Here is a 16,117-nt window from a genome sequence, read left to right on the forward strand (position 1 = left end):
TAAATAAAAGGCAGAGGTTCAACTTGGACATTGGAAACGCGTCCGCGTCCGCGTCCGAGGAAAGGAACCTGCCATGGCGGCCACCGGCCCCGGCTCCGGCCCCGACCACGTGGCCGATCCCGAAGCGATCAAGCGCCACCGCATGCTCTTCCGCGCCGCGAAGAGGCGGAAGAACCCGCCGCTGCGCCGCTCCGACATCACCGTCACCGACGACGCGGCGGTCAAGCGCGCGGTCAAAGCCGCCTCGCTCGGCAACGCCATGGAGTGGTTCGACTTCGGTATCTACAGCTACCTGGCGGTGACGATCGGCCACGTCTTCTTCCCGTCCGGGAACGACACGGCCCAGCTTCTCTCCTCCTTCGCGACCTTCGCCGTCGCGTTCCTTGTACGGCCCATCGGCGGCATGTTTTTCGGCCCGATGGGCGACAAGGTGGGCCGCAAGAAGGTCCTCGCCCTCACGATGATCCTGATGGCCATCGGCACGCTGGCCATCGGCCTCATCCCGTCGTACGCCACGATCGGCTTCTGGGCGCCGGTACTGCTGATCTTCTTCCGCCTCGTGCAGGGCTTCTCTACGGGCGGTGAGTACGGCGGCGCGTCGACGTTCATCGCCGAGTACGCCCCCGACAAGCGCCGGGGTTTCTTCGGCAGCTTCCTCGAATTCGGCACCCTGGCGGGCTACACGGGCGCGGCCGGCCTGGTAACCGTCCTGACGGCGTGGCTCGGCTCGGACGCCATGGAGGCGTGGGGCTGGCGCATCCCGTTCCTGGTGGCGGGCCCGCTGGGCCTGGTGGGCCTCTACCTGCGGCTGCGACTGGACGAGACTCCGGCCTTCCAGAAGCTCGAGAGCGGAAACGTGCGCGCTTCGGAGGCCGCCGACCCGGTGGAGACCACCGCCAAGGGCGACCTCGCGAAGATCTTCCGGCAGTACTGGCCGACGCTGATCCTGTGCATCGCCCTGGTAGGCGCGTACAACGTGACGGACTACATGCTGCTCTCCTACATGCCGACGTACCTCTCGGACGAACTCGGCTACAGCGAGACGCACGGACTGCTGATCCTGCTGGGTGTCATGGTCTGCCTGATGGCGATCATCAGCCAGGTGGGCCGCCTGAACGACCACTTCGGCCGCAAGCCGCTGCTGATGGCCGGCATGCTGGGCTTCTTCTTCCTCTCCCTCCCGTCCTTCCTGCTGATCAAGCAGGGCAGCATTCCGGCGATCATCGCGGGCATGCTGATGCTGGGCCTGTCGCTGGTCTGCCTGCTGGGCACGATGTCGGCGGCGCTACCGGCCCTGTTCCCGACGCACGTCAGGTACGGCTCACTGTCGGTCGGCTACAACCTCTCGGCGTCCCTGTTCGGCGGGACGACGCCGCTGGTCATCACCGGCCTGATCAGCCTCACCGGCAACAACCTCATGCCGGCGTACTACTCGATGGCGGCGGCATTCATCGGCATCATCGCGGTGGCGTGCATGAAGGAGACGGCAAAGAAGCCACTGTCGGGCTCGCCGCCGTCGGTGGAAACGAAGGAGGAGGCGGCGGAACTTGTAGCGGCCCAAACGCCGGGACCGAGGTTCTGAGGCGGGGCGGCGGGGCCGGGGGGGGCGGGGGCCGGGGTCGGGGTCGGGGGTAAAGACAACCACTGGTTGCGTCTGGGGGTTTCGGGCCGTCCCGAGCGCTCGAGTGTCGGTGGGCCGGGGCGCCGCGTCAAGGGCGCTCCCTACGGTCGCGTCGCTGCGCGATGGACCTACGGCCCACCCTTGACCCGCCACCCCGACCCACCGCTAACGCTCAACAGGGGACGGCCCAAGAAAAAACGCCCTGCACGGGGACTTCGGGAAGGGGCTGGGGTGGGTTCGGTGGCTTGCGGGTGTGTGGGTGGGGCGCGGACGGTCTATGGGGTGGTGCGGCCCCTGGCTCAGCGAGTGCGGGAACGGCCGTTGGTGCACCATCCCCATTCCGACGCACACGCGCACCCACGCCGGTGGACGGCCGACCGTCCGGGCCGACCTGCGAACTCATGGGTGCGCGGGTGGGGCGCAACAGTTGAATGGGGCGACTCGGGCCGGTTCGGCGTCCACCCCGCCCGGTGACCGGTCGAGCGACAAGCACGGGGCTGGCCTTGGTGGGTGGAAGGGCACCCAGGAGCGAGTAGTCCTGTCGACGATCAAGGCCGGGGCGGACGTCCCGGCCGGTAGGGCCGACGGCCGAGACCCTCGCCCTTCCCGGGCCGGATGCCACACCACCGGCGTGGCATGCGCCTCGGATGTTCGCATGTCCGAGCCGACATCCGGTGAGACCGCCGGTTGTCGGCTGGACGTTTCCGCTCCGCCCGGTCAGCGGCTCAGGTCGCTTATGGAGCCCGTACGGACGTTCGTTGTTGGTGAGCTGCGGTCGCCCGATGCGACGAACTCGACACATGGCGAATCTCAACGCCCCTCACGCCTCACTCGTCACAGCCGTTGCGCTTCCGGTCATCACGGGAGCGTTTCGACCCACCGGCAGGCGGGTGGTGGGTTGAAAGGGCTGCCGTCGCGGGGTCGGCTCGGCGGACATGGGCCCGGTCGGGCGCTCTTTCCGCCTCTGTCTCAGCCGAAGCAGCTGGCCGGCTTTAGCCTTCTGCACGATCCGGTCGCCTCACCCGCCGCCCCCAAGGGAGTTGGGTGCAACGAACTCGACACGTGACGAGTCTCAACGCCTCTTCAGTCCCATCCGTCTCAGCCGTATCGCTTCCGGTCGTCATGGGAGCCTTTCGACCCACGGCGGCCCTACGAACCGTGCGAACCGATCGGATGGTGCGGCTGGTGTGAGGGGTGTCACTGGTGGGATGACGGGCCAGAAAGCCCCCGTCGTACCGGGGTTGGTTGCCGCTGACGGGGCGGTCTGCTGGTCGCAGGCGTGCCGCAGCCATCGGCAGAACCACACTCCTGGATGCCCCTCCACCCACCAAGCCCAGCAACCTGCTTGTGGCCCTGCCGACCACCGGCCGGGGTGGACGCCACACCCGCCGAGTCGCCCCATTCAACTGTCGCGCCCCACCCGCAGACGGGACGGGTCGCAGGTCGATCCGGTTGGGCGGCCGCCTACCGGCGTGGGTGCGCGTGTACGTCGAGTTTGGGGATGGTGCACCAACGGCCGTTCCCGCACCCGCTGAGCCAGGGGCCGAGCCACCCCCTAAAGCTCATGCGCCGCACCCACACACCCGCCGCCCGGCAACGACAGCCCAGCCACTCCCCGAGCCTTCCCCGTGGGCTCCCCCCGGGGGCCGCCCCCCTTAAGCATTGCGGCGGAGGTTCGGCGGTCAAGGGTGGAGCGGAGCGCAATCGCCGCAGGCGACGCGACGCAGGAGCGCCCTTGAGGGGCGGGCCTCCGACGCCACCCTCACCAAAGGCGGCCCCCACACCAGACGCAACCAACGCCCCAGAACCGCCAACGCCCCGCCTCGCCGCGCTCGCGCACAGCCATGCGACTGGTAGACAGCAACCATGGCTTACTACCCGGACCTCACGCCCTACACCTACGACACGGACAGAACGGCGCCCGGAGGAGAAGCCGGCCCGGCCCCCCGCTCCCCCGGCTCCCCCGCCCTTCCCAACTTTTCCGACTCTCGCAACTTCCCCGACTCCCGCGACTTTCGCGGGCTTCCGCAAGTGAACGTGGGCTGGCTCGCTCGGGTCAGGCCGTACGCCAAGGGCGACACTCCTCCCGACCTGGTCGACGCGCTCAAGGCCTTGCGGCACACCCAGCGCGTCCAACAGACCCGCGGTTATCACTTCTGTCCCTGGTGCGCCGCAAGGCTCCTCGGCCTCGCTGCCGCGCGTGACAACTGCCCGCGCGGCAGCGCCGAGATACGTGTCATCGGCGAGGGCGTCGTCTATGCCGCGCCGGAGCTGATCGCCCACTACGTCGAAGACCACAACTACGCACCACCGGCCGAATTCGTCCGAGCGGTCCTCGCTTCCAGAAGCTGACCCCCCAACGGCTCCCAAGCCCACAGCCCTCAGCTCCCAGCTCCCAGCCCCCAGCTCCACCGGCTCACCCCCGGCTCCCACCCGCCCCCGCCGCATATTCGGTGGTGGCCATCGGCCGCACGCGTCACGATCAGAAGATGTGCAGCCAGAAGATGCGCAGCTTCTTTCTCGAGACAGAGCGGCTCGTCCTTCGTGCGTTCGGTGAGGACCGAGACCGCGACATCGAACGGCTCGTCGCCCTCGACAGTGACCCCGAAGTCATGCGCTTCATCAATGGCGGGCGGCCCACCTCCCGCGCATTCGTCATCGAGCGCGTCCTTCCACAGGTGACGCGCGACCACCCCTGCACCGGAACCCGTGGCTTCTGGGCCGCCGAGGAGAAGACGACCGGAGCGTTCCTCGGCTGGTTCGAGTTCCGGCCGACGGCCGACGACAGTGCCGACGTCGTCGAGCTCGGGTACCGGCTCGGTCAGGCCGCCTGGGGGCGCGGCTACGCCACCGAAGGCGCCCGCGCCCTGATCGCCAAGGGGTTCACCGACCTCGGCGTGCAGAGGGTCACGGCGGACACCATGTACGTCAACTCCCGTTCCCGGCGCGTGATGGAGAAGGCGGGGCTCCTCTTCGTGCGCCGCTGGTACGGGGAGTGGCCCGACAGAATCGACGGCTGGGAGCACGGAGATGTCGAGTACGCCCTGGAACGCAGTCAGTGGAAGGGTGCCCCGGGTACGTAGCGTGATCCTGACCAGGGATTATTACGTCCCGTGTTCACCAACCTCGTCACCGTCGTCGGCCTGGCCACTCTCGCCTGGGCCCTCGTCCATGTCACCCGCCTCGCCCTCCGCAACCAGCGGGCCAAGCGCTTCGACGCCGCCGCCTACGGCCTCGTCCCCCGCGACCGGCTCGACAGCCGGCGCCCCGGCCCGCCCCGCGATGAACCCGCGATGCGCCTCGCCGTCGAGGCCGCCTGTCGGGGCGACTGGGAGCCCGCCTCGGGTCTGCTGGCCGCAGCCACGGACGATGAGGACTGGGAGGCGCGCTGGCGGCTCGTCGGAGTCTTCGCGGACGTCGCTGTCGAGGACGAGCACCGGCTGCGGGCTTGGCGCGCCGAGCAGCCGCACAACGCCGATGCCGTCGTCGTGCACGCGCATGCCCTGCTGCTGCGCGCTTGGGCCGCGCGCGGCACGAAGTACGCCCAGCAGACCTCGGACGGCCGGATGGAGCTGTTCGCCGAGCTGCTGCCGACCGCGATGTACGCCGCCCAGGAGGCGGCCAGGCTCGCGCCGCGCGATCCGTCGCCGTGGATCACGATGGTCGCCGCCGCGCGCGGACTCGGGCTCTCGCACGACGAGTTCCGGCAGCTGTGGGCCGAGCTCACCGCTCGCGCGCCGCAGCATTACGACGCCCACTGGCAGGCACTCCAGTACTGGTGCCAGAAGTGGCACGGCTCGCACAAGCTCATGTTCGAGTTCGCCAAGGAGGCGGCGGAGTCGGCGCCGGCCGGTTCCCTGCTCTCGGGCATCCCTCTGCACGCCGTGCACGAGGCCGTACTCCAGGACGGCGACCAGGCCTACCGCACCTGGGTCACCAAGCCGATGCTCGCCCGCGTCCAGGCCGACCTGGCACAGGCGGCCCCCGACGATCACCGGCTGCCCCGGATACGGCACCTGCTCGCCGCGACGCTGGTGAAGAGAGGGCGTTACGCCGAGGCCCTTGTCCAGTTCCGGCTGATCGGCGGCTGGTGCGGAGCCGCTCCCTGGACCGAGGCGAACGACCCCGCGCTGGCCTTCGACCACGCTCGCGGCCTCGCCGCGCTGGGATCCGGCCACCCGTAGGGAACGGCGGTGGGGCGCCCCCGCGTCCCCCTCGCGGACTTCCACTTCCGTCCCGTGGACGAGGTCCCCCCGGAGGGATACGGGTTAGGGGCCAACTTCTCAGGTGATGCGGCTGATGCCGCCGGCACGGCCGCCTCCGCCGTCCTCAGATCGTCGCCGCGTCGATCACGAAGCGGTAGCGCACATCGCTCGCCAGGACTCGCTCGTACGCCTCGTTGATCTGGTCGGCGCTGATCAGTTCGATCTCCGCGCCCAGCCCGTGCCGCGCGCAGAAGTCGAGCATTTCCTGCGTCTCGGCGATGCCGCCGATCATCGAACCGGCCAGCGTCTTGTTGCCGCCGATCAGCGAGAACATGTTGATGGAGTTGGGCTCCTCGGGAGCGCCCACGTTCACGAAGGCCCCGCCCACCTTGAGCAGGCCGAGGTACGCGTCCATGTCCAGCGGCGCGGAGACCGTCGAGACGATCAGGTCGAAGGAGCCGGCCAGCTCCTCGAAGGTCTTCGGGTCGCTGGTCGCGTAGTAGTGGTCGGCGCCGAGCCTCAGCCCGTCCTCCTTCTTGCGCAGGCTCTGGCTCAGTACGGTCACCTCGGCGCCCAGCGCGTCCGCGATCTTGACGCCCATGTGCCCGAGACCGCCCAGGCCGAGGATCGCGACCTTCTTGCCGGGGCCCGCCTGCCAGTGGTTGAGCGGCGAGTAGAGGGTGATGCCCGCGCACAGCAGCGGCGCGGCTACGTCCAGCGAAAGGCCCTCGGGGATGCGGACGGCGTAGTTCTCGTCGACGACGAGGTGGGTGGAGTAGCCGCCGTACGTCGGCTCGCCGTTCTTGTCGAGAGCGTTGTACGTGCCGGTCATGCCCTTGGCGCAGTGCTGCTCCTGACCCGCGCGGCAGGCCTCGCACTCGCGGCAGGAGTCGACGAAGCAGCCCACGCCGACCCGGTCGCCGACCGCGTACTTGGTGACTCCGGGGCCGGCCTCCGTGACGATGCCGGCGATCTCGTGGCCGGGGACCATGGGGTAGATGCCCTCACCCCAGCCGTCTCGGACCTGGTGGATGTCGGAGTGGCAGATGCCCGCGTACTTGACCTCGATCATCACGTCGTGCTCGCCGACCGGGCGGCGCGGCACAGAGATCTTCTCCAGCGGTGCCTTCGCGGAAGGGGCGGCGTACGCGGCGACGGAGGAAGCAGAAGTAGTCATGGCGACCAGCCTGCCTGAGCTGCGGAGATCCACCCAGGCCCCTGTTGAGCGTACGTCCGCTGTGCGTACCACTGGCGGGGACAGGATCACCGGGAATCACCGTCGTACGACAGGCAATACTTGGGTGTTATGGACCAGCGCGCCGAACTGAGTGAGTTCCTCCGCTCCCGCCGTGCGCGGCTCAAGCCCGAGGACGTCGGCCTGCCGGACTTCGGCAGGCACCGCCGCGTCCCCGGTCTGCGCCGCGAGGAGCTGGCGCAGCTGGCGGGGGTCTCCGTCGCGTACTACACGCGTCTCGAGCAGGGCAACGGCCGCAACGTGTCCACGGGGGTGCTGGACGCGATCGCCCGCGCCCTGCGGCTGTCCGACGCCGAGCGCGACCACCTGACGCACCTCGCCAAGCCGACGCAGCAGCGGAGGCGTCCGGCGCGGCCGCAGCGTCTGCGGCCCGGGATGCAGCAGCTGATGGACGCCATGGACGGGGTACCGGCGTACGTCATGGGGCGGCGCACCGACGTCCTCGGCTGCAACCGCATGGCCCGCGCGCTGTTCGGAGACATCCCCGCGCTCCCGCCCGAGGAGCGCAACATCGCCCGGCTCCTCTTCCTGGTCGACGACTTCCGGGACGTGTACGTCGACTGGGAGCTCAAGGCGTGCGAGGTCGTCAGCTACCTGCGCCTGGACGCGGGCTGCCACCCGGACGATCCACTGCTGTCCGCGCTGGTCGGCGAGCTGTCGGTGAAGAACGAGGTGTTCAGGAGTCTGTGGGCCGCGCACCACGTGAAGGACAAGGGCCACGGCACCAAGCGCCTGCATCACCCCTTGGTGGGTGAATTGACACTGGCGTACGAGACCCTGAGGCTGCCCGACGACCCGGAGCAGTACCTGGTCACCTTCCACGCGGAGCCGGGCTCGCCCTCGCAGGAGGCCCTGCAGCTGCTGGCGAACTGGGGCACGGATGTGGAGTACGTCGCCTGAGTGACGCGAAAGTGGCCTGCGCCGGGCGGCCGGGCCCGTCGACGGCGTGCGGGATTTCTTCCACGGCACGGTGCTGGTTGACCTTGACGTGTCCGACGCCCTGGATGCGGACCCGGGTCACCGGGCCGTGCGGGGTCGAGTCCCACCGGACACCATCCCCGTCCTTGGGGAAGTCCACCGTGTCGAACCAGCTCACCCCACGAAAGCGCGGGTAACCGGGGGCGTCCCCGGTCTTGACCCGACGGAAGAGCGCCGCGAACGCCTTGTCGAGACGGCGAAGCGTCGCCTGCTGCGAGGAGAACGACCACCGGCCTTGGCTGTCCGGGTCGAATGCCCGGATCTCCTTTAGCTGCCCGACTGCGTCCCGTACCGGACGGTGGTCTTCGAGACGTGCCGGTAGGCGTCGCGGCGTTCCTGCAACGCACCGTTGCAGAGGGAGCAGTGATCCCGCAGCATCTCGCCCAGCGCGATCGTCTGGCCCACGGTGGGCCGCGTGAGGAACTTGTACGCACGAATCATCCAGCCTCACCCCCTCATGGCCTGGCGACCGGCAATACCGAAGATTTGCCTGCCACCCATACCTTCCGCGGCCTTCCGCAGGTCCTCACCCGAACGTGTGATGCAGGCCCTGCCGAGAATGGATGGCGCGAAGGTACAGGCGGCTCGATACGGCAGGAGGAGGCCCGTCTGAGAGCCGCATGGGAAGGCGGGAATCGCGAACAGCGGCGGGCGCCACCCCCGGAGTTGAGGGGTGGCGCCCGCCGCCGTGAGCGCTGTGGGAACGCGAGGAGGTCTCGGTCGGATCAGGCCGCGGAGCCGGCCTTCCACTGCTCCCAGTCCATGTTCCAGCCGTTGAGGCCGTTGTCCGGCTTGATGGTCTTGTCCGGGGAGTTCTTGACGACGACCACGTCGCCGACGAGCGAGTTGTTGAAGAACCAGGCACCGGGCTGCTTCGGGTCGTTCGCACCCTTGGCGTCGTTCAGGCCCACGCAGCCGTGGCTGGTGTTGGCGCTGCCGAAGATCGAGTCGGCGCCCCAGTAGTTGCCGTGGATGAACGTGCCCGACGTGGACAGCCGCATGGCGTGCGGAACGTCCTTGATGTCGTACTCGCCCTTGCCGTCGTCGTCCGTGAAGCCGACCGTCGCACCGTTCATCCGGGTCTCCTTGAACTTCTCGGAGATCACCATCTCGCCGTTGTACGTCGGGTTGTCCGGCGCGCCGGCGGAGATCGGGATGGTCTTGATCGTCTTGCCGTCCTGCGTGACCGTCATGGTCTTGGTCTTGGCATCGACGGTGCTGACCTGGTTGCGGCCCACCGAGAAGGTGACGGTCTTGTCCTGGACGCCGTAGATCCCTTCGGCGCCCTCGACGCCGTCGAGGGCCAGCTTCATGGTGACCGTGGAGTCGCCCTTCCAGTACTCCTGGGGGCGGAAGTCCAGACGCTGCGAGCTGAACCAGTGGCCGACGACTTCCTGGCCGCTGCTCGACGTGACCGTGATGCCCTTCTGGACGGCGGCCTTGTCGGTGATCGGCTTGTCGAAGTTGATCGACACCGGCATGCCCACGCCGACCTTGGAGCCGTCGTCGGGCGTGAAGTTCCCGATGAAGCTGTTGTCGGGCGAGACGGTGGTGAAGGAACCGTTCTCGTGCGCCTCGCGGCCCTCGGAGTCCGCCGCCGTCGCCGAGATCTTGTACGTCGTCGAACGCTGCAGCTGCGCGTCCGGCTTCCAGCTCTTGCCGTCGGCGGCGATCGTGCCCGCCACCTTCGCACCGGCGGTCGAGGTCATGGTCACCTCGGTCAGCTTGCCCTCGCTGACGGTGACCTTGGTTCCGCGGTTGATGCTGACGTTGTCGGCGCCGCCCTTGGGCGTGATCGCTATTCGGGCCTTGGAGGTGTCCTTGGCCGCCGCCTCGTCCACCTCGGCCTGCGACTTCTTCGAGCTCTGGGCGCTGTTGCCGCCCTTGTCGCCGCCGTCGCTGCAGCCCGAAAGGACCAGAACGCCGCCGAGCAGTGCGGACGCGGCCATAAGACCCTTGCGCCGCTTGCTGTCCGTCATCACACGCTTCTCCATCGTTGCCGATTCCCCACAAAATCCCCGGGCAGAGCCGCTGGGCAGCATCACCCTGCCAATGTCCTAAACACCTGTACCGATTCGTCCGTTCCACATCTGGGGGAAATGTGGGGAACACCACTGATCACAGAGACCGACGCAGCCACGCCGCCGCCGGTTGCGGCAGCGGCGGGCTTTTGTGCGCCGGGTTCACGCAAGAAGCTAGGCCGGGCCCTCCTCGTCGTCCTCATCCAGGTCCCACTCCACGGCGTCGGGGTTGTAGTCGATCCGCTCACTGCTCCACGAGGCCTGCGCGAGCTCCACCCCGGGGACGTCGCTGATCAGATCGAACGGGTCCACAAGGTGAGCGAGGGCCTCCGCGACGTCTTCCCTGACGGCGGCCTGGGCATGCGTGCGTTCGACGTCCGCTGCGTGGGCGTCTTCTGTTACGTGGCTGAGAGCGGCGTCGGTGAGCGTCTCGGGGTCGGAAATCTCCAGCACCAATTCGACCTGGAGCCGGACAAAACGTGACGTGTCAGTTGCGTTCATGCCTCGGAGCGTAGGCCTCCGGGCTCTCACGACTTTCCTGCGACCCGCTGTTTTCATTAGCATCGGCGTACACGGCCCTCGGCCAATTCCCGGTTGTCTCAAGGGGGATCGATTACGTGTCCGCACGCCGACCGCTGTTGACCGCCACCGCTGCGGGCACACTGCTGTGTGCTCTGTGGTTCGTCCCGTCCGCCAACGCCACGGCGGACAAGGAGGCGCAGCCGCAGCCCGCGTCCCAGGCAGAGCATTCGCAGGCCAGGCCCTCGCAAGATCTCGCGCTCGCCGACACGGGCAGCGTGGACACGACCCCGTATCTGATCGGTGGCACGGCGTTTCTCGGCGTGGGCGCCGGTTTCCTGGCGTTCTCGATGAGAAGGGCCGCGCGCCCGGTGATCTGACGCACGGCCCTTGACTCTCACTGCTCTCAGGCGAGCGGCCCGGTCACCGGCTCGACGGCCTCGACCAGCCTGCCCGCCCGTACGAAGGCATCGGCGGCGGCGAGGTCCGGCGCGAGGTAGCGGTCGGGCCCCGGTCCCTCGACTCCCGCTTCCCGCACGGCCTTGATGACCGCCCGGGAGGCGGGCGCGGGCGTGAGGCCGTCGCGCAGCTCGATGCCGCGCGTGGCGGCGTACAGCTCGACGGCGACGATCCGGGTGAGGTTGTCGATCGTGGTCCGCAGCTTGCGCGCCGCCGACCAGCCCATGGAGACGTGGTCCTCCTGCATGGCGGAGGACGGAATCGAGTCGACGGAGGCCGGGACCGCGAGCCGCTTCATCTCACTCACCAGGGCAGCCTGCGTGTACTGGGCGATCATCAGGCCCGAGTCGACGCCGGCGTCGTCGGCGAGGAAGGGCGGCAGCCCGTGCGACCGGTTCTTGTCGAGGAGCCGGTCGGTGCGGCGCTCGCAGATGGAACCGAGGTCGGCGGCGGCGATGGCGAGGAAGTCGAGTACGTACGCGACGGGCGCCCCGTGGAAGTTGCCGTTGGACTCGACGCGGCCGTCGGGCAGGACGACGGGGTTGTCGACGGCGGAGGCCAGCTCCCGCTCGGCGACGGTGAGCGCGTACGCGATGGTGTCGCGCCCGGCGCCGGCGACCTGGGGCGCGCAGCGCACGGAGTAGGCGTCCTGGACGCGCGGGGCGTCGTCCTGGTGGTGCCCGGTGAGGCCGGAGCCGGCGAGGACCCGCAGCATGTTGTCGGCGGATGCACCCTGGCCGGGGTGGGGGCGTATGGCGTGCAGCTCGGGCGCGAGGACCTTGTCGGTGCCGAGGAGGGCTTCGAGGCTGAGGGCGGCGGTGATGTCGGCGGAGGTGTAGAGCCGCTGGAGGTCCCCGATGGCCATGATCAGCATGCCGAGCATGCCGTCGGTGCCGTTGAGGAGGGCCAGGCCTTCCTTCTCGCGCAGCTCGACGGGAACGATGCCGTGCGCGGCGAGCAGTTCACCGGCGGGCCGGACGACCCCGTCGGGCCCTTCCGCGTCGCCTTCGCCCATCAGCGCGAGGGCGCAGTGGCTGAGGGGGGCGAGGTCGCCGGAGCAGCCGAGCGAACCGTACTCGTGGACGACGGGCGTGATCCCGGCGTTGAGGAGGTCCGCCATGGTCTGGGCGACGTGCGGGCGTACGCCGGTGTGGCCGGAGGCGACGGTCTTGAGCCGCAGGAACATCAGCGCGCGTACGACTTCGCGCTCGACGTGCGGGCCCATGCCGGCGGCGTGCGACCGGACGATGTTGCGCTGCAGCTGTGCGCGCAGGTCCTGGCTGATGTGCCGGGAGGCGAGGGCGCCGAATCCGGTCGAGACGCCGTAGACGGGCTCCGGCTTGGCGGCCAGTGCTTCGACGATCTCGCGCGAGGCGGCGAGGGCGGCGACGGCCTCCTGGGAGAGCTCGACCCTGGCGTTGTCCCGGGCGACGGCGATGACGTCCGCTGCGGTCGTCCCGGACGTCCCGAGCACGACTGTGTGCATATCCATATTCAGAACCCTACGGACTGAATCCGCCTCTGTCACTAGTGGAAGGGGTGCGGGCCCCTTACCGGGGCGGGTGGGGCTTGCGGGTGCCGTGCGCCGGTGCGGGGCCCCGGACGCCCTACGGGCGTGTCCTCAAACGCCGGACGGGCTGGATGGTTGCCGCAACGAAGCAGCGCCCCCGGAAGCGCCGCAGGCTCACTCCGGTCGCCGCCCCCGGAAATGCCGCCGGTCGTGCGGTGCGGCCGGCGGTGCGTCGGCCAGGCGGACCACCGCTCCGTCCCGGCCCGCCACCACCGGCTGGGCGGAGCGCGCCGCCTTCGCCCGGTACTGCGCCGCGTCCGCCAGGCGGAAGAGCCGGCGCGCGGTGCGGACCGGCCCGATCGGGTCCCCCGTCGAAGCGACCCCGCACGCGACCCCTTCCCCCAGGTCCATCTCCGCCGCCCGTACGCACAGATCCTCCGCCACCTTCACCACCGCGTCCGACGACGGCCCGACCGCCAACAGGCAGAACTCGTCACCCCCGAGCCGCGCCGCCAGCGCCCCCGGCAGCATCGCGCCGCACACCGACAGCACCGAGCCGAAACGTTCTAGCAGCCGGTCGCCCACCGCATGACCGAGCGAGTCGTTGACCCGCTTCAGACCGTTCAGGTCGCAGACGACCAAACTGACGACCGTCCCCGAACTCCGGTGCCGCTCCACCGCCTCGTCCAGTCCCATGTCGACCGCCCGCCGGTTCGCCAGCCCGGTCAGCGGGTCCGTGAACGCGAGCTTGCGGACCTCCTCCAGCAGCTCCGTCTGGGCGATGCCCGCCGCCACCACCGACGCGAGCACCGTCGCGAAGTCCGCGTCCGGCCGGCCGAAGACCGGAGCCCCGGCCGGCCGCGCCACGTACAGCTCCCCCCATGCCTGCCCTCGCAGCACGATCGGCGCGACCACGCACGACCCGCGCCCGCGCCGCCGCAGCGCCACCACCCGCTGGTGGCAGAATCCGGCGGGACCGGCACCACCAGCAGCACCGGCGGCCCCCTCCGCCGTCTCGACCCACGCGTCGGGCTCGCCCCCGCCCGCCCACTTCTCGTGCAGGAACTCCGCGATCTCCGGAAACTGATGCACGGGATAGGTCTCGCCCTCGGGGAACTCCTCCTCGCCCTCCGCCCGCACCCCGGCGTTCACCAGCACCCGCAGCCGCCCCAGCTCGCGTTCCCACACCGAAACCGCCGCGAAGCTGCCCCCCAGCGCCTCCTTCGCCCCCAGCGCGGCCGCCCGCCAGGACTCGCGCGGGGTGTGCGCCGCCGCCATCGCCTGCGCCAGCGTCACGACGGCCCGCAGCCGCACATCCTCACCCATCTCCCCAGCTTAGGGAGTCTGTGGAGATTTGTGGCGATTTGATACCTACTCGCCCGGCCACTGGGGGGTGCGCTTCTCGTTGAACGCCGCCACGCCCTCCGCCCGGTCGCCCGAGAAGGCCACCGACCGCCACGCCGCGTCCTCGACCTCGAGGCCCGCCCGCAGATCGAGGCCGTGACCGAGCCGCATCGCCCGCTTCGCCGCCCGCAGCCCCACCGGCGAGTTCCCGGCGATCCGCGCCGCCAGCGCCAGTGCTTCCGCCCGGTCCTGCCCCGCGTCCACCAGCTGGTCGACCAGGCCGAGCCCGGCCGCCTCCGCCGCTTCCACCCGCCGCGCCGTGAACACCAGCTCCGCCGCCCGCGCCGCCCCCACCCGCCGGGGCAGCAGCTGCGTACCGCCGCCGCCGGGGATGACGCCCACCGACACCTCGGGCAGCCCGACCACCGCCGTACGGTCGGCCACGATCAGATCGCAGGCCAGCGCCAGCTCGAAGCCGCCGCCCAGCGCGAAGCCGTGCACGGCGGCGATCGTCGGCATGGGCAGTTCCAGTACGCCGGTGTACGCGCCCCGGGCGACCGGCCGCTGACGTACCAGCTCGGCGTCCGTGAAGGAGTTCCGCTCCTTGAGGTCGGCGCCGACGCAGAACGCCCGCTCGTGGCTGGACGTCACCACCGTCACGCGCACCTGCGGATCCGCGCCCAGCGCGTCGCACGCCGCCGCGATGGAGCGGGCCATGTCCGTGGACACCGCGTTCATCGCCTTGGGCCGGTCGAGGACCAGCTCGGCGACGTACCCGTGCCGCTGTACGCCGACGAACTCCCCGAACCGCTGCTGTTCCCCACTCATGCCGCACACCCTCCCGGTTAACGATCGTTACCGGGAGGATCCTAGGTGGGCCGCCTGGTCAGAAGCCATGGCTCGACCGTGCCGAGCCCGCGCACCGGCCGCTGCCACATCGGCTGGAGCGCGAAGCGGTACGAAGGCGGGGCGACGCCCTCCTTCTCCGCCTTCTCCGCCTCGGCCGCCGCCTCCGCCTCGGACACCGGCGCGTCGCCGGTCCGCGACAGCTCCTCGGCGAGCGCCCCGTCCACCAGCAGCGCGTCCTTCGGCGCTATCGAGGTGAGCCTGCTGGCCAGGTTCACGGTCGTACCGAAGACATCGCCCATACGCGTGGTCACCGTGCCGAAGGCGATGCCGACGCGCAGGGCCGGCATCGTCTGGTCGGCGGCCATCGTCTCGATGAGCCGCAGCGCGATCTCCGCCGCCGTGGCCGGTTCGTCCGCCGCGTACAGGACTTCGTCGCCGAGGGTCTTGATGAGCCGGCCGCCGTGGGCCGCGACGAGGTCCGCGCAGGTCGTCTCGAAGGCCTCGACCAGCTCGCCCAGTTCCTCTTCCTCCAGGCGGCGCGTCAGCCGGGTGAACCCGACCAGGTCCGCGAAGCCGACCGCGAGCCGCCGGTCGACCATTTCCTCGTCGTCGGCTGCCTGGACGACCCGGCCGGTGGCGGCGGCGAGCTGGCGCCGCCAGACGTAACGCAGGAATTCCTCCAGCTCGGGGAGGAGCAGCTCGACCAGCGGATACGTGACTTCGGTACGGGTCATGCCGGGCTCGGGCGGCTCGGTCAGCCCCTCCAGGAAAGAATCGATCTGCCATTCCGCCAGCCGGGCGGTGGTCTGCCCGGTGGACCGGGCGACCTGCACCGCCATCGGCTCGCTCAGCAGCCCGGCCTCGACAAGACCGGCGAGCCGCCGCAGGGCGAGGACGTCGGCCTCGGTCAGGGCCTTGGCCTGCCCGATGTCGGCGAAGCCCATGGCCCGCCAGAACCGGGAGGCGAGATCCATGGAGACGCCTGCGGTACGGGCGGCCTGAAAGGGGGTGTAGCGGCGCTCGGCGCCGAGGATCAGCTGCTCGAGGCGGATGGCGAGCGGATCGTCGGTCGGCTCGGCGGTGTGGTCGACGGCGTGGTGCGGTGTGGGGTACGGCGAAGGCTCCACGGCGGCGGGCACCCCGTCCTCGGTCCCGTCCGCCCTCAGCACGCCGTGCCCGGGGCCCGCGCCGGCCTTCGGGCGGGACCGCGCGGCCGCGTCGGTGGGATCGGGGTCCCCGGCCCCGGCGGCGGACGCGTCCGCATCCGCGCCTGACGGCCCTGCCGCATCCACAGAGGACTCCTCACCCGCACCGGAACCGGACGGCGCAGCCGCACCCGGCTCCGGCTCCGGACCC

General features: G+C 70.1%; 13 protein-coding genes and 1 pseudogene. 6 read left to right on the plus strand and 8 right to left on the minus strand.

Annotated features, from left to right (window positions below; genetic code table 11):
- Nucleotides 1–73 precede the first annotated feature (73 nt).
- From proP to AC1P0E_RS12195, 4 genes are all read left to right on the plus strand, one after another.
- Nucleotides 74–1,582 (plus strand): glycine betaine/L-proline transporter ProP, encoded by a 1,509-nt coding sequence (gene proP, locus AC1P0E_RS12180; RefSeq protein WP_482742198.1) that lies wholly within the window; start codon nt 74–76, stop codon nt 1,580–1,582.
- Nucleotides 1,583–3,487: 1,905 nt separating this feature from the next.
- Nucleotides 3,488–3,973, plus strand: a complete 486-nt coding sequence (locus AC1P0E_RS12185) for a DUF7919 family protein (protein WP_482742199.1) — start codon at nt 3,488–3,490, stop codon at nt 3,971–3,973.
- A gap of 137 nt (nt 3,974–4,110) precedes the next feature.
- Nucleotides 4,111–4,704 (plus strand): GNAT family N-acetyltransferase, encoded by a 594-nt coding sequence (locus AC1P0E_RS12190; protein ID WP_482742200.1) that lies wholly within the window; start codon nt 4,111–4,113, stop codon nt 4,702–4,704.
- A 30-nt stretch (nt 4,705–4,734) separates the two neighbouring features.
- A complete protein-coding gene (locus AC1P0E_RS12195; protein WP_482742201.1) occupies nt 4,735–5,805 on the plus strand; it encodes a hypothetical protein in 1,071 nt (356 codons plus the stop codon).
- Nucleotides 5,806–5,950: 145 nt separating this feature from the next.
- Here the strand turns inward: AC1P0E_RS12195 and AC1P0E_RS12200 are convergent, their stop codons facing one another.
- Complete coding sequence (locus AC1P0E_RS12200; protein WP_482742202.1) at nt 5,951–7,003, minus strand: NAD(P)-dependent alcohol dehydrogenase; 1,053 nt, start codon at nt 7,001–7,003, stop codon at nt 5,951–5,953.
- Nucleotides 7,004–7,132: 129 nt separating this feature from the next.
- Between AC1P0E_RS12200 and AC1P0E_RS12205 the strand changes: the two genes are divergently transcribed.
- On the plus strand, nt 7,133–7,981 hold the full coding sequence (locus tag AC1P0E_RS12205) for a helix-turn-helix transcriptional regulator (protein WP_482742203.1): 849 nt from the start codon (nt 7,133–7,135) through the stop codon (nt 7,979–7,981).
- 58 nt (nt 7,982–8,039) lie between these two features.
- Here AC1P0E_RS12205 and AC1P0E_RS12210 read toward each other — a convergent pair.
- The 3 genes and pseudogenes from AC1P0E_RS12210 to AC1P0E_RS12220 form a co-directional block, all read right to left on the minus strand.
- Nucleotides 8,040–8,500, minus strand: a pseudogene (locus AC1P0E_RS12210) (nuclease/transposase family protein); the annotation flags it as partial.
- 284 nt (nt 8,501–8,784) lie between these two features.
- Entirely contained in the window at nt 8,785–10,053 is a 1,269-nt protein-coding gene (locus AC1P0E_RS12215) for a L,D-transpeptidase (protein WP_482742204.1), read from the minus strand.
- Between the two features lie 201 nt (nt 10,054–10,254).
- Nucleotides 10,255–10,581, minus strand: coding sequence for a hypothetical protein (locus AC1P0E_RS12220; RefSeq protein ID WP_482742205.1), 327 nt, complete (start codon nt 10,579–10,581; stop codon nt 10,255–10,257).
- Between the two features lie 116 nt (nt 10,582–10,697).
- Between AC1P0E_RS12220 and AC1P0E_RS12225 the strand changes: the two genes are divergently transcribed.
- On the plus strand, nt 10,698–10,979 hold the full coding sequence (locus AC1P0E_RS12225; RefSeq protein ID WP_482742206.1) for a hypothetical protein: 282 nt from the start codon (nt 10,698–10,700) through the stop codon (nt 10,977–10,979).
- A gap of 26 nt (nt 10,980–11,005) precedes the next feature.
- On the opposite strand, the gene hutH is transcribed toward AC1P0E_RS12225, so the two are convergent.
- The 4 genes from hutH to AC1P0E_RS12245 form a co-directional block, all read right to left on the minus strand.
- The gene (hutH, locus tag AC1P0E_RS12230) at nt 11,006–12,550 is read right to left on the minus strand and encodes a histidine ammonia-lyase (protein ID WP_482742207.1); all 1,545 of its coding nucleotides are present in this window, start codon (nt 12,548–12,550) and stop codon (nt 11,006–11,008) included.
- Nucleotides 12,551–12,742: 192 nt separating this feature from the next.
- Nucleotides 12,743–13,894: a GGDEF domain-containing protein gene (locus AC1P0E_RS12235; RefSeq protein WP_482742208.1), complete on the minus strand. Its 1,152-nt coding sequence runs from the start codon at nt 13,892–13,894 to the stop codon at nt 12,743–12,745.
- A 45-nt stretch (nt 13,895–13,939) separates the two neighbouring features.
- The gene (locus tag AC1P0E_RS12240) at nt 13,940–14,740 is read right to left on the minus strand and encodes an enoyl-CoA hydratase/isomerase family protein (RefSeq protein WP_482742209.1); all 801 of its coding nucleotides are present in this window, start codon (nt 14,738–14,740) and stop codon (nt 13,940–13,942) included.
- Nucleotides 14,741–14,781: 41 nt separating this feature from the next.
- Nucleotides 14,782–15,927 (minus strand): adenylate/guanylate cyclase domain-containing protein, encoded by a 1,146-nt coding sequence (locus AC1P0E_RS12245; RefSeq protein WP_482745732.1) that lies wholly within the window; start codon nt 15,925–15,927, stop codon nt 14,782–14,784.
- Nucleotides 15,928–16,117: the final 190 nt, after the last annotated feature.

Source organism: Streptomyces sp. TRD_SC_5, from assembly GCF_056836825.1.

Coding starts and splice junctions, on each gene's coding strand:
- proP (WP_482742198.1), top strand. CDS start 74: ATGGCGGCCACCGGCCCCGGCTCCGGCCCCGACCACGTGGCCGATCCC.
- AC1P0E_RS12185 (WP_482742199.1), top strand. CDS start 3,488: ATGGCTTACTACCCGGACCTCACGCCCTACACCTACGACACGGACAGA.
- AC1P0E_RS12190 (WP_482742200.1), top strand. CDS start 4,111: ATGTGCAGCCAGAAGATGCGCAGCTTCTTTCTCGAGACAGAGCGGCTC.
- AC1P0E_RS12200 (WP_482742202.1), bottom strand. CDS start 7,003: ATGACTACTTCTGCTTCCTCCGTCGCCGCGTACGCCGCCCCTTCCGCG.
- AC1P0E_RS12205 (WP_482742203.1), top strand. CDS start 7,133: ATGGACCAGCGCGCCGAACTGAGTGAGTTCCTCCGCTCCCGCCGTGCG.
- AC1P0E_RS12215 (WP_482742204.1), bottom strand. CDS start 10,053: ATGGAGAAGCGTGTGATGACGGACAGCAAGCGGCGCAAGGGTCTTATG.
- AC1P0E_RS12220 (WP_482742205.1), bottom strand. CDS start 10,581: ATGAACGCAACTGACACGTCACGTTTTGTCCGGCTCCAGGTCGAATTG.
- hutH (WP_482742207.1), bottom strand. CDS start 12,550: ATGGATATGCACACAGTCGTGCTCGGGACGTCCGGGACGACCGCAGCG.
- AC1P0E_RS12235 (WP_482742208.1), bottom strand. CDS start 13,894: ATGGGTGAGGATGTGCGGCTGCGGGCCGTCGTGACGCTGGCGCAGGCG.
- AC1P0E_RS12240 (WP_482742209.1), bottom strand. CDS start 14,740: ATGAGTGGGGAACAGCAGCGGTTCGGGGAGTTCGTCGGCGTACAGCGG.